The following is a 16976-nucleotide window of genomic DNA, read 5'->3' as shown; positions in this document are numbered from 1 at the left end:
GGCAGGGGCGCCGGGTAAGGAGTTTGAAAAGTTCATGCGAATCCTGATCGTCGAGGACGAGCCTTCGCTCGCCAGGCAGTTGCGCCAGACACTCGAATCCGCCGGTTATGCCGTCGACAACGCCCATGACGGCGAAGAAGGCCAGTTTCTGGGCGAAACCGAAAGCTATGATGCCGTGATCCTCGATCTCGGCCTGCCGGAAATCGATGGGCTGACGGTGCTGGACCGCTGGCGCAAATCTGGCCGCAAGATGCCGGTTCTGGTTCTCACCGCGCGTGACAGCTGGTCGGACAAGGTCGCCGGGCTCGATGCCGGTGCCGACGACTATCTCGCCAAGCCATTCCAGTCCGAAGAGCTGATTGCCCGCCTGCGGGCTCTGATCCGCCGCTCGTCGGGCAATGCCTCGTCCGAGCTGGTTTCCGGGGATGTGCGGCTCGATACCCGCTCCGGCCGGGTTACGCTGGCCGGCGAGCCGGTGAAGATGACCGCGCAGGAATACAAGCTGCTGTCCTATCTGATGCACCACAAGGGCAAGGTCGTTTCCCGAACCGAACTGATCGAGCATATCTATGATCAGGATTTCGACCGGGATTCCAATACCATCGAAGTGTTCATCACCCGTATCCGCAAGAAGCTCGGTGCAGATCTTATCACCACCATCCGCGGTCTCGGCTATAGCCTCGAAAGCTGAGGTGATAGGCGAGGGCCCGGACGCGGCTGCTGCGGGTGGGCCTGCCCGGCGTCTTCGCACGCCGGGCTCGCTGAGCCAGCGCATCCTGCTGTTGTCGGCGGTTTGGATCGCCGTGTTGCTTGTTGTAGGCGGTATCGCACTCGATCGGATCGTTACCGGAACCATCACCCGCAATTTCGACGCGCAGTTGTCCGTCGCCATGCCCGCGATGATCGGGGCAGCCGAGCTGGATCCGTTCGGTGAGGTGCGTTTCAACCGCCAGCCTGTCGATCCGCGCTTCAACGAACCCTATTCAGGCCTCTACTGGCAGGTAAGCGGCCGGGACCGCCCGCCGTTCCGCTCGCGATCGCTCTGGGATCGGGAACTGCCGGCCGACCTGGACAAATCCTGCGTGGAACCTTGCATTTCCCGCACAATGGTGTTCCGCAACGAGCCGCTCCGCATCATCGAGCGCGATGGCATAATCCCCGGCTCTCCCGTCGTCTGGCGCTTCCAGGTGGCGCAAAGCACGCAGCAGCTGGACGAGCAGCTCGCCGGCGTCCGTCGCACCCTGTGGTGGTCTCTGGGGGCGCTGGGGGCGGGTCTGTTCCTGCTGGGGGTGTTGCAGGCGACCATCGGCCTGATGCCGCTGCGACGAATGTCGGCTGCGATCGCGGCCATCCGCTCGGGTCGCGCGCGCCGGGCTCCGACAGACGACGTTCCGCCAGAAGTGGCGCCGCTGGTGAACGAGCTGAACGCCCTGCTGGACAATAACGAGAAGGCAGCCGAGGCAGCGCGGATGCATGCCGGAAATCTGGCCCACGCGTTAAAGACGCCGATGAGCGTGCTGATGAACGAGGCCGCTGCCGGAAGCCCGGACCTTTCCCGCGCGGTAATCCGCGAGCTTTCCACGATGCGGCGGCACATCGATCACCACCTGGCACGTGCCCGTGCCATGGGACGCCGGACGGATTCCACCGCGCGGGCAGACGTCTGGCCGGCGCTCGAACGGCTGGTGGCCGCTGTCGAGCGCATCTATGCCGAAAAGGAGGTCGTGATAGACCTTGCCGGCGACAAGAGCGCCACGTTCCGGGGCGAGCGGCAGGACCTCGAGGAAATGGCGGGCAACCTTATCGACAATGCCGCCAAATATGGCGGCGGGCGCGTGTTCGTGACGGTGAGTACGGTGCAGCACGGCACCAAGGCTTCCGGCGAGCAGCCGTTCGTGCACATCGACGTGGAGGATGACGGGCAGGGCATCCCGATGAAGCTGCGCGAAGGCCTGTTCGAGCGCGGGGCGCGGCTGGACACGGGCAAGCCCGGCACGGGCCTCGGCCTTGCCATCGTACGGGATGTGGCCGGCATTTATGGCGGCAGCATCGCACTGGAGGAAAGCGAGGAGCTCGGCGGATTGCTGGCTTCGCTGCGGCTCCCGGCCTGTGGCGATTCCGGCCCACAATCCGGCTGATGTGCAGCTTCATCGCCAGCCGGCGCTTGACTTCGCCTTCGAGCTAATGCAAGCGCCCGGCCTCCCGCCGGGAAGCGCATCGCCGCACCCCGGCAGAGGTCATGTAGTTGCTGCCGTAGCTCAGTGGTAGAGCGCATCCTTGGTAAGGCTGAGGTCGGGAGTTCAATCCTCCCCGGCAGCACCATGACCCTCTCTGGAAATCCGCAATCAAAGCGTGTCTAAGCTGCGCGACAGTGAGTTTGCGCAGGGGGCAGGGCATGAGGGAAGACAAGGCGGCAGTTCGGAACGGGCCGCAGCTGGCGTTGATCGTGCTGGGCGCGCTTGGAGCAGTCGCTGCCCTCTATTTCGGAGGTGCGGTGTTTGAACCCCTGGCCTTCGCCTTCTTCATCATCGCGCTCGCGGCGCCGCTGATGCGCCGGCTGCAGCCGCTGATCGGCAAGGGGCTCGCCCTCGTCGTCACGGTGCTGGTCACGATCACCATTGTCCTTGTCTTCTTTTCCATCGTCTTCTGGGGCGCCGGGCAGGTGACAATGTGGGTGCTTGCAAACCTGGGGCGGTTCGAGACGCTGTATGTCGAGTTCGATGCGGCGATGGCGCAGCGCGGCTGGCCGATCGACATGCTGCTGCCCAGCAACTTCGACCCGCGCTGGATTATCGGGCCTGCCGCGGCGTTGGCCGGGCAGATGCGGCTTATCAGCGGCTTCGTACTGTTGATCTTCGTTTTTGTCGTGCTGGGCCTCACGGAGCTGGAGGGCGCCGGCAAGCGCCTCGCCCGTATCGAGGCCGAGCGGCCGTGGCTGCGCATCAGCGACGTCGCCACAGATGTCGCGCGGAAGTTCGGCCTTTACATGAAGGTGCGGCTGGTGGTCAGCATCATCGACGCCATCATCTGTTATCTTTTCTTCCGCCTGATCGGACTGGATGAGCCGCTGGCCTGGGCGATCCTGGTGGGAACGCTGAACTTCATCCCCTTCATCGGTCCGCTGATCGTCAGCATTTTCCTGGGCCTGTTCGCGGCCGCGCAATTCGGTACGCCGTGGATGATATTCGTGGTGGTGGGGGGCACGACCGCCATCAACTTCATTCTGGGCAGCTATATAGAGCCGCGCATGGCCGGATCGGCGCTTTCCATGTCGGCCGTGCTGGTGCTGTTCTCGGTGTTCTTCTGGGCCATCATCTGGGGGATTCCGGGCGCCTTCATCGGCGTCCAGATGTCGATCGTCATCCTGGCGATCTGCCGCGTCGTCCCCTCCGCCAGCTGGGTCGCAGACCTGCTCGGAGGGGACAGTGCGGAAAAGCCCTAGATAGCGCCTGACTTCAGCTGCTTGACGGCGTGATCGGCCGCGCGCGCCGTCAGCGCCATGAAGGTAAGCGACGGGTTCACGCACGAGATGGATACCATCTGCGCCCCGTCGCTGACGAACAGGTTGGAGGCGTCGTGCGCCTGGCTCCACTTGTTCAACACGGATTCGCGCGGATCGTTGCCCATGCGCGCGCCGCCCATTTCGTGAATGGCGTCTCCGGGCACATGCTCGCTGCGGCTGCTGCGGATATTCTTCAGGCCCGCCTGCTTCAGCATCAGTTCGCCCTGCGCCAGCGCGTCGTCCATCATCTTGATTTCATTGTCGCGGAAACGAACGTTGAACTTGATCTGCGGAAGCCCAAAGCGGTCGCGCTTGTCGGGGTGCAGCGATACATGGTTGTCCTCATAGGGCAGGCACTCCCCGAAGGCGCCCATCCCATAGTACCACGGCCCATAGCTGCGCATGCCGTGCTTCATCGAGGCGCCGAAGCCCTGGGGATGCGCCGGGCTGCGCGAGGCCCCGCCCTGATAGCCATAGCCCCGGCTGAAACCGAGGCTCTCGTTACCGTTCAGGTTGCGGAAGCGGGGGATATAGACGGCGGCAGGCCTGCGGCCGAACTCGATGAATTCCGTCATGCCCGGGATTTCGCCCGAGATGCCAACGCGGAAGATATGGTCCATCACATAGCGGCCCAGCGTGCCGCTGCTGTTGAAATGGCTGTTGGCGCCGTCGGCGGTGCGGCTGTTCATCAGCAGCTGCACGGATGCCATTGCAGAGGCGCAAAGAAAGACGATCCTGGCAGTCAGCGTTTCGGCGGCGCCGGTCCTGGTGTTGACCACACGAACGCCGGTCACGCGTTTCTTCACCGGATCATAATCCAGCCCGGTCACGATGGTGTCGGCTTTCACCGTCAGCCGACCCGTCGCCATGGCGGCGGGCAGGGTGGAGGATTGGGTGGAGAAATAGGCCCCGAACGAGCAGCCGCGGTCGCACTGGTTGCGGAACTGGCACTTGCTGCGGCCCTGTTCGGGCTTGTCCTCGGTCATGTTGACGACGCGGGCGCTGATCAGCTTGCGGCCCGGGAATTCGCTTTCCACCCGGCCTTTCAGCCATTTTTCCGCGACGTTCATCGGGATCGGCGGCTGAAACTCACTGTCGGGCAGATAGGGCAGGTTTTCGTGCGAACCGGAGACGCCGACGAACTTTTCCACATAGCTGTACCAGGGGGCGATGTCGGCAGTGCGGATCGGCCAATCGATGGCGACGCCTTCGCGCTTGTTCGCCTCGAAATCCGTCTCGCTCCAGCGGAAGCTCCAGCGGCCCCAGATCAGCGATTTGCCGCCGAACGCACCGGGGCGGATCCAGTAGAATTTGTCGCCGTCCTCATAGGCATAGGGGTTCAGCCGGTCATTGTTATAGAAGGCGAGGTTGGCGGGCTTCGGATAGCCGTTCTTCGCGATGAAATAGTCGCTCTCCACCAGCGGCGGCGGCATGGTGTTGCGCGCCGGGATCTCGAACGCCGGCTTGCCGTCATAGGTATAGTCGACGCCGTGCTCCACCATCGGTCCGCGGTCGAGCATCAGCACCTTGAGCCCCTTTTCGGTAAGCTCCTTGGCGGCCCAGCCGCCGGTGATCCCGGAGCCGATGACGATGGCGTCGAAGCGATCTGTTGCGGTCATGTCGTCAGGCCTTCGAAAGGAGCTTGGAGGTGGCGGCGAAGCTGGCGGTGATGTCGGGCAGGTAGGGCGCGGGGGCCAGGTCGTTCTCGACATAGAAATGCTCGACGCCCGCCAGCGCATTCAGCGTGAAGATGTCGGCGAAATTGATGGTGCCAGCGCCGACGCTTGTCATCGAGCCATCTGCCTTCATGTCCTTCACATGATAGGCGAAAACTGTGCCGGCCAGCCGCTTGATCAGCGCCTTTGGATCCTCGCCGGCCTTCACCGCCCAAAACAGGTCCAGCTCGTAGTGCACGACTGCCGGATCGCGATCCTTCATGAATCGGTCGAACAGGCTGATGCCCTGCGGCTTCTCCAGGAACTCGAAATGATGGTTGTGATAGGCGAAGCCCAGCCCCTTCTTCTTCAGCTGCTCGCCGAAGCGGTTCATGTTGGCAACCGCGGTTGTCCAGGCCTCGGCCGTGAAATGCTCCTTCGTCATATAGGGGAGCACGATCGTACCGGCGCCCAGCGTTTTCGCGCGGTCTGCTTCGGCATCCAGACTGGTGAGCAGCGCATCATAGCCGACATGGATGGAAGGCGAGACAAGCCCGACGCTTTCCATCGCCTTGCGCAGCATGGCCGCATCCATCTTGTCGTATCCGCCGCCGCCGAACTCGACTTCCCTATAGCCGATCGCGGCCACCTGCTTCAGCGTGCCGACGGGATCGGGCTCGAACAGATTGCGCAGGGTATAGAGCTGCAGACCCACCTTCTTCCCCCCTTTTGCCCACGCGGGGGCAGCCAATGCGGCGGAACCGGCGGCAAGCGCGGCGAGCGTTTCGCGTCTTGAGACGACGGGGCGGGAAGCGATCATGAGGAAAACACCTTCGTGATTTCGGAGACGGGATAGGCGCCGTTATATCCGCCGGGCACCGGCAGATATTCGCGCTCCTGCGTGATGCCGATTTCCGAAGTGAAATAGCCGGTCAGCACCATCTGCCGGAACGGCTCGAAAAAGCCGCTACCCCCGGGCAGCTTGTCGTTCATCGCCTGCGTCAGCAGCGCGTCGAGCTGCTCAGCCGAGGCCTCGGTGCCAGGCTTGCCGAACTGGGCGCGGCTGGCGGCATCCATGGCGTCCAGGCCGGCGATGATCGGCTTGCGCTCCTCCGGAAACGACCAGTCTGCCAGCAGCTTCTCGATATAGGCGGGCACTTCGGCGGCAATCGCGCCGGGCGTGTCGGTCGTCGGCATCACCCGTTCGGACAGCTGTGTCATCAATGCCCGCTGCGAGGCGGTGAACACCGGCGCGCTCGGTGCGCCCGTGCTGATCTGCGGAAGCACGGCGGGCACAAAGCCGCCAGCCCGGGCGATGGGCGGGAAGATGGCTGCACCAAACATGGCGGCCATCCCTGCCAGCGCGTCTCTACGGTCGATCATGGTCACTTCTCCGAAGGGGCGCCGGCCAGCGGCCGCACCCAGATGTTGCGGAAGGAAACAGGCGAATCATGGTCCTGCAGCTGGATCGGCGCTGCATCGCCGTGCGGCTGATAGGTGGCGACCTTGCGCCAGATGGTGGTTCCCAGCATCGCCTGCCGGTTCTGCACCAGCACGCCGTTCAGGAAGACGGTGACATAGGCCGGGCTTTCCAGCTTGCCGTCGGCGGCAAAGCGCGGGCGTTCGAAGACAATGTCATAGCTCTGCCACTCGCCCGGCGGACGCGCCGCATTCACCAGCGGCGGCTTCCAGCCATAGACAGCGCCCACCGTGCCATCGGCGTACGTAGGGTTCTGATAGCCATCGAGGATCTGCACCTCATAGCGTTGCATGAACCAGATGCCGCTATTGCCGCGATCCTGCGAGCTGTGCTGGACAGGGGAGGGGGTGCGGAATTCCAGGTGCAGCTGCACGTCCCCGAACGACTGGCGGGAGACGAGGTCGTTGCCGACGCCCTTCACCGCGCGCGGCGGCACGGTGAGAACGCCGCCCTGCAGCTTCCACGGCTGGGCGGAGGTCCAGGCATCCAGCGACGTGCCGTCGAACAGCACGGTGGCATCGGATGGCGCGTCGCCGGGCTTCGCGCCGGGCGTTACAACTGCAGGATAAGGCCGATCCGGATCATGCACGCGCCATGTTCCGTCCGGCAGCATCGGCGTATCGCGGAAGCCCGGTTTTTCCTGCGCAGACGCAGCGCCGGCAAGCGCCAGCGCCGCCACGAATGTGCACATTCTCATGGCCGGTCAATCTCCCGATAGGCGGCTATCAGCCGCTCTTCTCCCACGCGCCCGGCCAAGGAATTGCCGTGCTCCATGCCGATCACTCCAGCATATTTCTGCCCGCGCAGCCACCGGACCACATTCGTATACGAAACCTCGCCGGTGCCCGGTTCCTTGCGCCCCGGATTGTCACCCACCTGGATATAGGCGATCTCGTCCCAGCAGGCGCCCATGGTGGGGATCAGGTTCCCCGACTGGATCTGCTCATGATACAAATCCGCGAGCACCTTGACCGAGGGGCTGTTCGCGCCCTTCGCCACGGCATAGCCCTGCGCCACGGTCTGCATGAACATGCCCGGATGATCGGTGCGGGTGTTCAGCGGCTCCATCACCAGCACCAGCCCGTGCGGCTCCAGGATGTCGCCAGCGCGGCGCATGGCATCGATGACGCGCCCGGTCTGGATATCCAGCGGCAGGCGCTTGTCCAGGAAACCCGGCACCACCGTCATCCACTTGGCGTCAAGCCGCTTCGCTACCTCCACCGAGGCGCGGACGTCGGCGAGGAAGCCCTCCCGCTCCGACTCGTCGTTGCCGCCCAGCACCGGGCGCGAGGCGGCCCATTGCGGCGGGTTGGCGACGAACACGCCCATCGTCATTCCCCGCGCGGACAGCGCCTTTGCCATTGCCTCCTGTTCGGCGACCGGGCGCTTGCGGGCGTCATTGTCTTCCCAGGCGGTGAAGCCCTGATCGGCGGCAAAGGCGATCTGCTCCAGCAGCCCGCCGCGGCTGGCAAAACTGCCTTCATGCGGGGCGAAGTGCATCGAGAAGCGCGCGGCATTGGAGGCCGCGCGCACTGATGGGGCAAGCGCGACGGCGGCCCCAGCCGCCAGCACCGTGCGACGGGCGATGCTCATGCCGGCTTCGCCACCTTGCGGCGGTCCATCAGCCAGACGGCGCCAAAGATGAAGAGAAGCACGATCGGCACCAGCGCAAGCCGCTGGAAAGAAGCGGAGGCTGCGGCATCTTCCACTTCGCGCAGCGCCTCACCGGCAAGCGCCTTGAACGCCTCAGGCCCACCAGCGAACTGTACCTTATATTCGTCGAACATCCGGCCCAGCTGCGGCAGCACGAAATAGCTGGACAGCGCACCTGCCGAGCCGATCAGCCCCAGCGCCCACGCCCCGCCGCGCGGGTAGCGCTCTGCAACGGACGCCAGCATCGTCGGCCACATCGCACACACGCCCAGCCCCCAGACGGTGGAGGCAAGGATGGCCGACGCCGGCGATTGCGCCTGCGACAGCAGGAACAGGCCGATCGCCGCCAGCAAGCTGGAAACCCAAAGCAATCCGGGGTTGGAAATGCGGTTGGCAATCTTGCCGACGAAATGCCGGAACACGAACATCAGCGCGCTGACATAAACCAGCAGCAGGATACCGCGCATACCGACACGATTGGACAGCGCCACGTCGATCCATTGCCCGGGCGCCAGCTCGGACGCCGCCGTCAGGAACATGGCCGCGAACCAGATCAGAAAGCTGGGGCGGCGGACGATTTCTGCCATCATCTCGCCGAAACTGGTGTCGGAGTTGGTGCTCGCGGGCGTCGGGAATCTGGTGGTGAGGGCGAGCGCCACGACCAGAACGGCCGGCACGAACACCAGCGCCAGGATGCCCTGCCAGGGCAGCACCGACGACAGCAGGAAACCCGCAAGCCCGCCGACGATCATCCCGCCGGGATACCAGGCGTGCAGAACGTTCAGCCGGTGCGTCGTGTCCTCTGGATAGAGGCGGGCGGTCAGCGGGTTGATCGCCGCCTCCGCCAGCCCCCAGCCGATACCGCTGAGCGTCATTCCCGCCAGCACGACATGATAGATGCGCATACCTTCCGCGAGGGAGCCGGCGCCGACGATGAGACCGGTGCCGATTATGAAGCAGAGCCCGCATCCGAACAGCACGCGCTGCATGCCGATCTTGTCCAGCATGGCGCTGACGATGAAGACGGTGAGCGCAAAGCCAAGGAACGCCGAGCCGAGTGCCGTGCCGATCAGTTCGCCGGCATGGACCGGGGCGACGGGGTCGATCCACTCCGCCTTCAGGTCGCCGGCGATCGCCGCGCGGATTGCGGCGCTGGAGGCGGCCGTGAACAGGGCGAGCACGCCCAGCCAGAACAGTCGGCTTCGGTTGGCGATAACAGCGTGCGCTTCACTCAACTTGCATCTCCCCAATGCCTGTTATTGTCGTCGGTCAGGAAAGCCCCAGCAGCTTGCGGTTCACCGCAGGGTCGCTGCCGCCCGCGAAGTCGTCAAAGGCGCGTTCCGGCCGGCGGATCATATGCGCCGCGATGAACGGGGCGCCCTCACGCGCGCCATCCTCGGGGTGCTTCAGGCAGCACTCCCACTCCAGCACGGCCCAGCCGGAATAATCATATTGCGTCAGGCGCGAGAAAATGCCGGTGAAATCGACCTGCCCGTCCCCCAGCGAACGGAAGCGGCCGGGGCGATCCACCCAATCCTGAAAACCGCCGTACACGCCGGAACGCCCGGTCGGATTGAACTCCGCGTCCTTCACATGGAACATGCGGATGCGCGGGTGGTAGATGTCGATGAACTGCAGATAATCCAGTTGCTGCAGCACGAAGTGGCTGGGATCATAGAGGATATTGGCGCGGGCATGGTTGCCGGTCGCCGCCAGGAAACGCTCGAAGGTCACGCCGTCGTGCAGATCCTCGCCGGGATGCAGCTCATAGCAGACGTCGACGCCCTGTTCGTCGAAGGCGTCCAGAACAGGCTTCCAGCGCCGGCCAAGCTCCGCAAATGCTTCCTCGACCAGCCCGGCGGGACGCTGCGGCCAGGGGTAGAGGAACGGCCAGACGAGGGCGCCGGAAAAGCTGGCATGGGCGGACAGGCCCATGCGGCGGCTCGCCCGGGCCGCGAGTCGCAACTGCTCGACCGCCCATTGCTGCCGCTCGGCCGGCTTTCCGCGCAGGGCCTCGGGTGCGAAACCGTCGAAGGCGATGTCATAGGCGGGGTGCACGGCGACCAGCTGCCCCTGCAGGTGGGTGGAAAGCTCGCTCACCTCCACCCCGGCTTCGCGGCAGGTGCCGAGGATCTCGTCGCAATAGTCCTGGCTGTCCGCAGCCTTGGCCAGATCGAAGCAGCGGCTGTCCCATGTGGGGATCTGCACGCCCTTGTATCCGGCGTCCGCCATCCACTTCGCTGCGGATGCCAGGGTATCGAACGGCGCTTCGTCGGACATGAACTGGGCAAGGAAGATTGCCGGCCCACGCATTCCGGAACTGACCGAATCCATCGCCCGCAGGCCTCCCTTCAAAATAGTCGACCGCGCGCTGGCGGCCGCTCCCGAATCCTTCGTAGCCTTTCCTGCGCAAGGAAGCGAGGTTGCGCTAACAATGTTGTTGCGGGCTATACTTTACCGTTACATCACGCAAGCATTTCGCTGTCCGCCAAGCGGACAGGCCTTGCGGCGGCACATATTCCAGCCGATGTCCGCGACTCACGATCAAGGGAGATAGCCACCATGCAGCAACGCCGGGAAAAACTGCGCTACGGAATGGCCGGCGGCGGGGAAGGGGCCTTCATCGGCGCCATCCACCGCATGGCGGCGGCCATGGACGGTGAATGGGAATTGGCGTGCGGCAGTTTCAGCAGCGATTCGCAGCGCAATGCGCGCAGCGGCGCAGCACTGGGGCTGGAACCCGGCCGTGTATATCCCGACATGGCGACGCTGCTTGCCGGTGAACTGGCCTTGCCCGAAAACCAGCGCGTCCAGGCGATAGCCATCGTCACCCCGAATCACCTGCATGCGCCGATGGCTATCTCGGCGCTGGAGGCAGGGTTCGACGTGGTTTCGGAAAAGCCGATGGCGCTCGATCTTGCCGAAGCGCAGGCCATCGCCGCCGCCGTCCGCCGCAGCGGCCGCCGCTATGCGCTGGCCTTCACCTACAGCGGCTATCCACTGGTTGCAGAAGCGCGCCTGCGCGTGGCGAGGGGCGACTTCGGCCGCATCCGATTGGTGCAGGTGGAATATAACCAGGGTTGGCTGAGCCGGGCAATCGACACGGAAGGCAACAAGCAGGCCGAGTGGCGCACCGATCCGGCGCGGGCCGGCATGGGTGGCTGCCTGGGTGACATCGGTACGCACGCCTTCCAGCTGGCCGAACATGTCTCTGGCCTGCGCGTAGAGGCGGTTTCCGCCGACCTTACCACCCATGTTCCGGGGCGGCGCCTGGACGACGACGTTTCGGCGTTGCTGCGGTTCGAAGGCGGAGCGCGGGGAACCCTGAAGGCGAGCCAGATCGCAGCCGGCGAGGAGAATGGCCTGAAAATCCGCGTGCACGGCGAACTGGGCGGTCTGGAATGGTCGCAGATGGAACCCAACACCCTCACCCTGCGCTGGCTCGATCAGCCGACACAGCAGGTCAGGGCAGGGGGACCGGGTCTTTCGGCCGAGGCAATGGAGCGGACACGCACACCGTCGGGCCATCCGGAAGGCTATGTGGAGGCCTTTGCCAACATCTACCGATCGTTCGCACAGGCCATTCGCAGCGGCGAGCCGCAGACAAGCTGGTATCCCGGCCTGGGCGACGGCCTGCGGACCATGGCCTTCGTCGATGCCATGGTCGAAAACAGCCGCTCGGACGTCAAGTGGACAGCAATCCCGAAGATCTAACGCGCCGGCGGGCGAGAGGTGGATTCGCGCTCGATCAGTTCATGTTCGATCACGACATCGCGACAGACGATCTCGCCCCGAGGGGATTGCAGCGCTTCGATCAGCATCTCCGCCGCGCGGAACGCCATCTCCCCAACTGGTTGTCGGATCGTGGTGAGCGGAGGCCAAAGGCGCCGGGCAGGTGCGGTGTCGTCGAATCCGGTCACCGCAAGATCGTCCGGCAGCCGAAGTCCCATCCGGTGCGCCTGGGCGATCAGGCCGGCAGCCATGTCGTCGTTGGCGGAGATGATTGCCGTGGGCCGATCGGCCAGCCCAAGCAGGGCCGAGCCGGCAGCCTCGCCGGACGGATACAGAAAATCGCCCTGAAAGATCAGCTCTGGCGCCATCGATATGCCGGCCTCGCGAAGGCCTTCCTCAAAACCCACCCGCCGTTCGCTCGCATCCGAATGCGCCGCATGGCCGCCGATGTATCCGATCCGGCGATGGCCTTTCGCGACCAGCAGGCGCACCATGTCCCGGATGGCCCGGCGGTTGTCGATGCGCACGGTGAAGATGCCCTCCATCGACCGCCCGGTGGCGATGGCGGCTGCGGGCAATCTGCCCGAGACAGCTCGCGGCGTATTGGCGACGATTTCCGCATAGGGCGGAATCAGCAGCAGCGCATCGGCGCCGCTGTAAACCAGCCCGCGCAAGGCATTCTCTGCGTCGGCCTGTGCATAGCTTGGCGAATCCCGGATGATCAGTTGCAGACCGCGCGCGGTCGTTGCTTTCAGCACGCCAACCAGAATGGAGTCGAGGAAGGGGGTCTGCTCGTTGGTGTATATAAGGCCGACACGCGTAGGCGCAGCGCTGGCAAGGTTCCGCGCGGCCACATTCGGGGTATAGCCCAACTCCTCGATGGCCTTGCGGACGGCAGCTGCGGTTTCCTCGCCCACGCGCCCGCGGCTGTTGACGACATTGGATACTGTCATCGCCGACACCCCGGCACGCTCCGCAACCGAGCGAATGGTGACGATATTGCTCTTGCTGCGTTGCGACCGCGCCATCCCGGTTCTTTGCCCTCAACCTGTGGCATGCGCCAGAGGGCAATCTTGAACCAGCCGATGGTCGGTCCAACCCATTGAAAAGATGGTCGGGGAGACAGGATTCGAACCTGCGACCCTCTGCTCCCAAAGCAGATGCGCTACCAGACTGCGCCACTCCCCGAGACATCGGAATCTGACAGGCTGCGCCTGCAGAGCAAGCGCCCATAGCTTCCGCGCCTCCGCGGAGCAAGCGGGGCACTTGCGCTTCCGCAAGCTTGCGTTCACCTAGCATGTCATATGGTACCTGACCTGTTCTTTGGGATGACCCGATGATTCCACGCGCTTTTCCAGCTCTGAAGCCTGTTCTCGCCCTCGCCATGCTGACGCTGGTGGCGGCCTGCACCACTCCATTCGAAGCTCGCGTGCAGAGCTTCCAGTCGATGCCGCCGGTGCAGGGGCAGAGCTTTGTGGTGAAGCCGGTCAATCCGGCCCACGAAGGCAGCCTCGAGTTCGCGGCTTACGCTGGCCTCGTAGCCACGGAGCTGCAGAAGCAGGGCTTCCGGCCAGCCTCCACCGCTGACAGTTCGGACCTGACGGTGCTGGTCGATTTCGGTGCCGGCCCGGGTCGGGAGCGTATCAATACGCGTCCCGGAACCGCTTCCACCTGGGGCTGGTACGGACGCAGCTGGTATGGCCGCCCGATGTGGTGGGGCAGCAGCTTCTACGATCCGTTCTGGAACCAGCCCGAGGTGTACAGCTTCACCGTCTATCCCTCGTTCCTCGAAGTCGACATCCGGCGCACAGCCGACAAGGTTTCGCTCTTCGAGGGGCGCGCCGAAACGACCACGCGCGTGAACGACTTGCCTGCCACCATGCCCAACCTGGTCACGGCGCTGTTCACCGATTTCCCCGGTGCCTCCGCCCGCAGCAAGGTAGTGCGCGTAAACCCCTGACGCCCGGTGATATCCGCCGCCTAGACCGCTGCCTTCGCGGCAGCTAGGCTGTGCGCATGGCACGGCATTGGTCATGAGCGAAGCGGCGGACTCTTTCCTGGTCGTTGTCGACGACACGGCGGAAAGTTCCAAGGCACTTCGATTTGCCGCATTGCGGGCACAGCATACCGGCGCTCAAGTCGTTCTGCTGCACGTCCTGAAGCCGACGCAATTCCTGCAATGGGGCAGCGTGCAGAAGGAAATGGAGGCCGAGGCGGAGGATACGGCCCGTGCCTTGCTGGCGGGCAAGGCTGCCGAAGTCGAGGCGATGACGGGGATCCGCCCCACATTCCGGCTGATGCGCGGAAAGCCGGTCGAAGCCGTGCTGGAGCTGCTGACGGGAGATCGGTCGATTCGGGCGCTCGTGCTGGCGGCCGCCGCCAAGGGGAAGCCTGGCCCGCTGGTGGATTTTTTCGCTGGCGAACGCGCCGGAACGCTGCCGTGCATGGTGATGATCGTGCCCGGCGGCATCAGCGATTCCGACCTTGACCGGCTCACCTGAACGGTAAATCCAACAAACGCAGTCTTGATTAACGATCGGCCTCGCGCCATCTGCGAGGGTATCAGCGCCGCCCCCTTTGCGGCGCAGGAGTCCAGATGCTGATCGAGACAGAGCGAACCCCAAATCCGGCAACCCTCAAATTCCTGCCTGGGCGGGAAGTGCTGGCCGGAGAAGGGATCGATTTCGATTCCCCCGAGGCCGCCGAGCGCTCGCCGCTGGCGCGCACGCTGTTCTCGCTCGGAGACGTGGAGCGGGTTTACTTCGGTGCCGATTTCGTCAGCGTCACCAAGGCTCCCGGCAGTGCCGAATGGGAAGCGCTCAAGCCGGAAGTGCTGGGGGTGATCCTCGATCATTTCTCCAGCGGCGCGCCGATCCTCGTGGGCGAGGCGGTCGAAGCGGAAACGTTCGATGATCCGGAAGACGCCGAGATCGTCGAACAGATTCGCGACCTGCTGGACACGCGAGTTCGCCCGGCCGTCGCCAACGACGGGGGCGACATCGTCTATCGTGGCTTCCAGAAGGGCGTGGTCTACCTGCACATGCGGGGGAGCTGCGCAGGTTGCCCCTCGTCCACCGCAACGCTCAAGGGGGGCATCGAAAACCTCCTGCGCTATTATGTTCCCGAAGTAACGGAAGTCCGGGCAGTCTGATGACCAACCAGCCAATTGCCGAACACGGCCTCGATGCGCTTTTCCGCAACGCCCGGACCCAATATGACTGGAGCGACGAGCCCCTTCCCGCCGAGAAGCTGCACGCGCTTTACGATCTGCTGAAAATGGGGCCGACCGCCGCAAACAGCACGCCGGCGCGTTTCATCTTCTGCACCAGTCCGGAAGCACGGCAGAAACTTGCAGACTGCGTTTCCGAGGGCAACCACGACAAGGTGCTGCAGGCGCCATGCACGGTCATCATCGGCATGGATCTGGAATTCCATGAGCAGCTTCCCAAGCTGTTTCCGCATGCCGATGCACGGAGCTGGTTTGCGGGCAAGCCCGATCACATCCGCGAGACGGCGTTCCGCAATTCCAGCCTGCAGGGCGCCTGGCTGATCATGGCCGCCCGCGCGCTGGGCCTCGATACCGGCCCGATGTCCGGCTTCGATCAGGCCAAGGTCGATGCTGCCTTCTGGGCTGGCACAAAGGTGGAAACCAACTTCATCTGTTCGCTTGGCGTGGGAACCGGCCAGAAGGTCTTTCCTCGGCTGCCGCGCCTGTCGTTCGAAGACGCATGCCGGATCGAATAGCACGTGACACGTTGACCGGGCGTACGCTCGTCATCGCCACCGGACACGAGCTTTCCCTGGCGTTGCTGTCGGATGGAGAGGTGGAAGCAGACCATTCCCTGTCGATGGCGCGCGGGCATGCCGAAGCGCTGATGCCGGCGATTGCGGCCCTTCTTGAGCCATTTGGCGGCGCCGCCGCAAGGTGCGATCATGTCGTGGTGGAAACGGGCCCCGGCAGTTTCACTGGCCTGCGGGTCGGTCTTGCCGCGGGCAGGGCGCTTGCGCTCGCCTGGGGGGCTGCGCTCCACGGTATTCGTTCCACCCAACTGGTTGCGGCGGCAGCGCGAAATGCCGGCCGCGCCGAAGAGCTGCTCGTGGCGCTGACGGCACCGCGAGGGCAGGTCTGGGTGGAGGCATTTGCGGCCGGAGGTCTCCAGAGTCTGGGCGCTCCCAAAGCGCTGGAAGCCTCGGATTTCGACGCATTCGCGCGGAATTTCGCCTCGATTGCCGGAACGGCGACGTGTGGCGACATCCCCTGTTTTGAACAAAGCCCGCGTGCTGTCGCCGTTTCGGGGCTTGCGTGTTCCTATCTGAGCAAGGCAGAGCTTCTGTATGTCCGCACAGCCGACAGTGCAGCAGCCTGATACGATCAGCCCGGACTGGGCAATCGGGAATGCCGGAGCCTGCGCGGAAGCGGCCCTTCTGGCTTCGACGGCCTTTGATCCGCATTTTCGCGAAGCCTGGACGGAAAGCCAGATGGCTGGCCTGCTGGCGGGTGGCTCTTCCTGGTTGGATCTTGGTCGCCACAACGATCAGCTGATTGCCTTTTCCCTGTGCCGGCAAGTCGTCGACGAAGTGGAATTGCTGCTTTGTGCCGTGGATCCCGCTTTCCGGCGCCATGGCGTTGGACGAACACTGGTGCGGCAATGGGCAGCGACAGCCAAGGGCAGGGGCGCGAATCGCCTGTTCCTGGAAGTTCGCGATGGCAATGTCCCGGCGCTCGCGCTTTACCTTTCCGCAGGCTTCGGCAGGACCGGACGCAGGCCCGGCTATTATCGGACCGAAGGTGGCGACAATATTGACGCGATAACGCTCTCTTTGGCGCTTTGAATATTTCGCGGCTTCCGCTTTGTCGGTTGCATCTAATCAACTGGTCGATTTCCGTCACCGAACTACTTGAAAAGCTGAGGACAGGGTGACAAGGAAGCTCGTATCCGCGTTATAAGGATAA

The 16976-nt window shown here is 64.2% G+C and carries 18 protein-coding genes and 2 tRNA genes; 11 read left to right on the top strand and 9 right to left on the bottom strand.

The window, feature by feature from the left end:
* The first annotated feature begins 34 nt into the window (after positions 1-34).
* The 4 genes from IM784_RS03055 (at position 35) to IM784_RS03040 (ending at position 3442) form a co-directional block, all read left to right on the top strand.
* Complete coding sequence (locus tag IM784_RS03055) at positions 35-691, top strand: response regulator transcription factor (protein WP_199553785.1); 657 nt, start codon at positions 35-37, stop codon at positions 689-691.
* A 112-nt stretch (positions 692-803) separates the two neighbouring features.
* Positions 804-2138 (top strand): sensor histidine kinase, encoded by a 1335-nt coding sequence (locus IM784_RS03050; RefSeq protein ID WP_199554173.1) that lies wholly within the window; start codon positions 804-806, stop codon positions 2136-2138.
* Between the two features lie 109 nt (positions 2139-2247).
* Positions 2248-2322 (top strand) — tRNA-Thr (locus IM784_RS03045).
* Positions 2323-2395: 73 nt separating this feature from the next.
* Positions 2396-3442: an AI-2E family transporter gene (locus IM784_RS03040; protein ID WP_199553784.1), complete on the top strand. Its 1047-nt coding sequence runs from the start codon at positions 2396-2398 to the stop codon at positions 3440-3442.
* On the opposite strand, the gene IM784_RS03035 is transcribed toward IM784_RS03040, so the two are convergent.
* From IM784_RS03035 to IM784_RS03005, 7 genes are read right to left on the bottom strand one after another with little or no spacing between them, the layout of a single operon-like run.
* Entirely contained in the window at positions 3439-5121 is a 1683-nt protein-coding gene (locus tag IM784_RS03035) for a GMC family oxidoreductase (RefSeq protein WP_199553783.1), read from the bottom strand. The two genes, IM784_RS03040 and IM784_RS03035, sit on opposite strands and share 4 nt — an antisense overlap.
* A gap of 4 nt (positions 5122-5125) precedes the next feature.
* Positions 5126-5977 (bottom strand): sugar phosphate isomerase/epimerase family protein, encoded by an 852-nt coding sequence (locus tag IM784_RS03030; protein WP_199553782.1) that lies wholly within the window; start codon positions 5975-5977, stop codon positions 5126-5128.
* Positions 5974-6540 (bottom strand): gluconate 2-dehydrogenase subunit 3 family protein, encoded by a 567-nt coding sequence (locus IM784_RS03025; protein WP_199553781.1) that lies wholly within the window; start codon positions 6538-6540, stop codon positions 5974-5976. Before IM784_RS03025 ends, IM784_RS03030 begins: the two co-directional genes overlap by 4 nt.
* Positions 6541-6542: 2 nt before the next feature.
* Positions 6543-7334, bottom strand: coding sequence for a 3-keto-disaccharide hydrolase (locus tag IM784_RS03020; RefSeq protein ID WP_235976493.1), 792 nt, complete (start codon positions 7332-7334; stop codon positions 6543-6545).
* Entirely contained in the window at positions 7331-8230 is a 900-nt protein-coding gene (locus IM784_RS03015; RefSeq protein ID WP_199553780.1) for a hydroxypyruvate isomerase family protein, read from the bottom strand. Before IM784_RS03015 ends, IM784_RS03020 begins: the two co-directional genes overlap by 4 nt.
* Entirely contained in the window at positions 8227-9525 is a 1299-nt protein-coding gene (locus tag IM784_RS03010) for an MFS transporter (RefSeq protein WP_207791640.1), read from the bottom strand. The genes IM784_RS03015 and IM784_RS03010 overlap by 4 nt, the downstream gene beginning before the upstream one ends.
* A gap of 34 nt (positions 9526-9559) precedes the next feature.
* Positions 9560-10624, bottom strand: a complete 1065-nt coding sequence (locus IM784_RS03005) for a sugar phosphate isomerase/epimerase family protein (protein WP_235976492.1) — start codon at positions 10622-10624, stop codon at positions 9560-9562.
* 228 nt (positions 10625-10852) lie between these two features.
* On the opposite strand from IM784_RS03005, the gene IM784_RS03000 reads away from it, so the two are divergent.
* Complete coding sequence (locus tag IM784_RS03000) at positions 10853-12004, top strand: Gfo/Idh/MocA family protein (protein ID WP_199553779.1); 1152 nt, start codon at positions 10853-10855, stop codon at positions 12002-12004.
* Here the strand turns inward: IM784_RS03000 and IM784_RS02995 are convergent.
* On the bottom strand, positions 12001-13050 hold the full coding sequence (locus tag IM784_RS02995; protein ID WP_199553778.1) for a LacI family DNA-binding transcriptional regulator: 1050 nt from the start codon (positions 13048-13050) through the stop codon (positions 12001-12003). The genes IM784_RS03000 and IM784_RS02995 overlap by 4 nt on opposite strands.
* Positions 13051-13133: 83 nt before the next feature.
* Positions 13134-13210: transfer RNA gene (locus tag IM784_RS02990), tRNA-Pro, on the bottom strand.
* Between the two features lie 148 nt (positions 13211-13358).
* Between IM784_RS02990 and IM784_RS02985 the strand changes: the two genes are divergently transcribed.
* The 6 genes from IM784_RS02985 to rimI all read left to right on the top strand — a co-directional run bounded on the left by IM784_RS02985 (position 13359) and on the right by rimI (position 16855).
* The gene (locus IM784_RS02985; RefSeq protein WP_199553777.1) at positions 13359-13982 is read left to right on the top strand and encodes a DUF4136 domain-containing protein; all 624 of its coding nucleotides are present in this window, start codon (positions 13359-13361) and stop codon (positions 13980-13982) included.
* A 73-nt stretch (positions 13983-14055) separates the two neighbouring features.
* A complete protein-coding gene (locus tag IM784_RS02980) occupies positions 14056-14523 on the top strand; it encodes a universal stress protein (RefSeq protein WP_199553776.1) in 468 nt (155 codons plus the stop codon).
* Positions 14524-14618: 95 nt separating this feature from the next.
* Positions 14619-15173 carry a NifU family protein gene (locus IM784_RS02975; protein WP_199553775.1) on the top strand — a complete coding sequence of 185 codons (555 nt, stop codon included), beginning with the start codon at positions 14619-14621 and terminating at the stop codon, positions 15171-15173.
* Positions 15173-15766: a malonic semialdehyde reductase gene (locus IM784_RS02970; protein ID WP_199553774.1), complete on the top strand. Its 594-nt coding sequence runs from the start codon at positions 15173-15175 to the stop codon at positions 15764-15766. Before IM784_RS02975 ends, IM784_RS02970 begins: the two co-directional genes overlap by 1 nt.
* Complete coding sequence (gene tsaB, locus IM784_RS02965) at positions 15751-16389, top strand: tRNA (adenosine(37)-N6)-threonylcarbamoyltransferase complex dimerization subunit type 1 TsaB (RefSeq protein WP_199553773.1); 639 nt, start codon at positions 15751-15753, stop codon at positions 16387-16389. The genes IM784_RS02970 and tsaB overlap by 16 nt, the downstream gene beginning before the upstream one ends.
* Positions 16358-16855 (top strand): ribosomal protein S18-alanine N-acetyltransferase, encoded by a 498-nt coding sequence (gene rimI / locus IM784_RS02960; protein WP_268920796.1) that lies wholly within the window; start codon positions 16358-16360, stop codon positions 16853-16855. Before tsaB ends, rimI begins: the two co-directional genes overlap by 32 nt.
* Positions 16856-16976 lie beyond the last annotated feature (121 nt).

It is taken from the genome of Sandaracinobacteroides hominis, assembly GCF_016464365.1.
Classification (GTDB): Bacteria; Pseudomonadota; Alphaproteobacteria; order Sphingomonadales; family Sphingomonadaceae; genus Sandaracinobacteroides; species Sandaracinobacteroides hominis.
This window is presented reverse-complemented; position numbering and strand designations above follow the sequence as displayed.

Coding starts and splice junctions, on each gene's coding strand:
- IM784_RS03055 (WP_199553785.1), top strand. CDS start 35: ATGCGAATCCTGATCGTCGAGGACGAGCCTTCGCTCGCCAGGCAGTTG.
- IM784_RS03040 (WP_199553784.1), top strand. CDS start 2,396: ATGAGGGAAGACAAGGCGGCAGTTCGGAACGGGCCGCAGCTGGCGTTG.
- IM784_RS03035 (WP_199553783.1), bottom strand. CDS start 5,121: ATGACCGCAACAGATCGCTTCGACGCCATCGTCATCGGCTCCGGGATC.
- IM784_RS03030 (WP_199553782.1), bottom strand. CDS start 5,977: ATGATCGCTTCCCGCCCCGTCGTCTCAAGACGCGAAACGCTCGCCGCG.
- IM784_RS03025 (WP_199553781.1), bottom strand. CDS start 6,540: ATGATCGACCGTAGAGACGCGCTGGCAGGGATGGCCGCCATGTTTGGT.
- IM784_RS03020 (WP_235976493.1), bottom strand. CDS start 7,334: ATGAGAATGTGCACATTCGTGGCGGCGCTGGCGCTTGCCGGCGCTGCG.
- IM784_RS03015 (WP_199553780.1), bottom strand. CDS start 8,230: ATGAGCATCGCCCGTCGCACGGTGCTGGCGGCTGGGGCCGCCGTCGCG.
- IM784_RS03005 (WP_235976492.1), bottom strand. CDS start 10,624: ATGGATTCGGTCAGTTCCGGAATGCGTGGGCCGGCAATCTTCCTTGCC.
- IM784_RS03000 (WP_199553779.1), top strand. CDS start 10,853: ATGCAGCAACGCCGGGAAAAACTGCGCTACGGAATGGCCGGCGGCGGG.
- IM784_RS02995 (WP_199553778.1), bottom strand. CDS start 13,050: ATGGCGCGGTCGCAACGCAGCAAGAGCAATATCGTCACCATTCGCTCG.
- IM784_RS02985 (WP_199553777.1), top strand. CDS start 13,359: ATGATTCCACGCGCTTTTCCAGCTCTGAAGCCTGTTCTCGCCCTCGCC.
- IM784_RS02980 (WP_199553776.1), top strand. CDS start 14,056: ATGAGCGAAGCGGCGGACTCTTTCCTGGTCGTTGTCGACGACACGGCG.
- IM784_RS02975 (WP_199553775.1), top strand. CDS start 14,619: ATGCTGATCGAGACAGAGCGAACCCCAAATCCGGCAACCCTCAAATTC.
- IM784_RS02970 (WP_199553774.1), top strand. CDS start 15,173: ATGACCAACCAGCCAATTGCCGAACACGGCCTCGATGCGCTTTTCCGC.
- tsaB (WP_199553773.1), top strand. CDS start 15,751: ATGCCGGATCGAATAGCACGTGACACGTTGACCGGGCGTACGCTCGTC.
- rimI (WP_268920796.1), top strand. CDS start 16,358: ATGTCCGCACAGCCGACAGTGCAGCAGCCTGATACGATCAGCCCGGAC.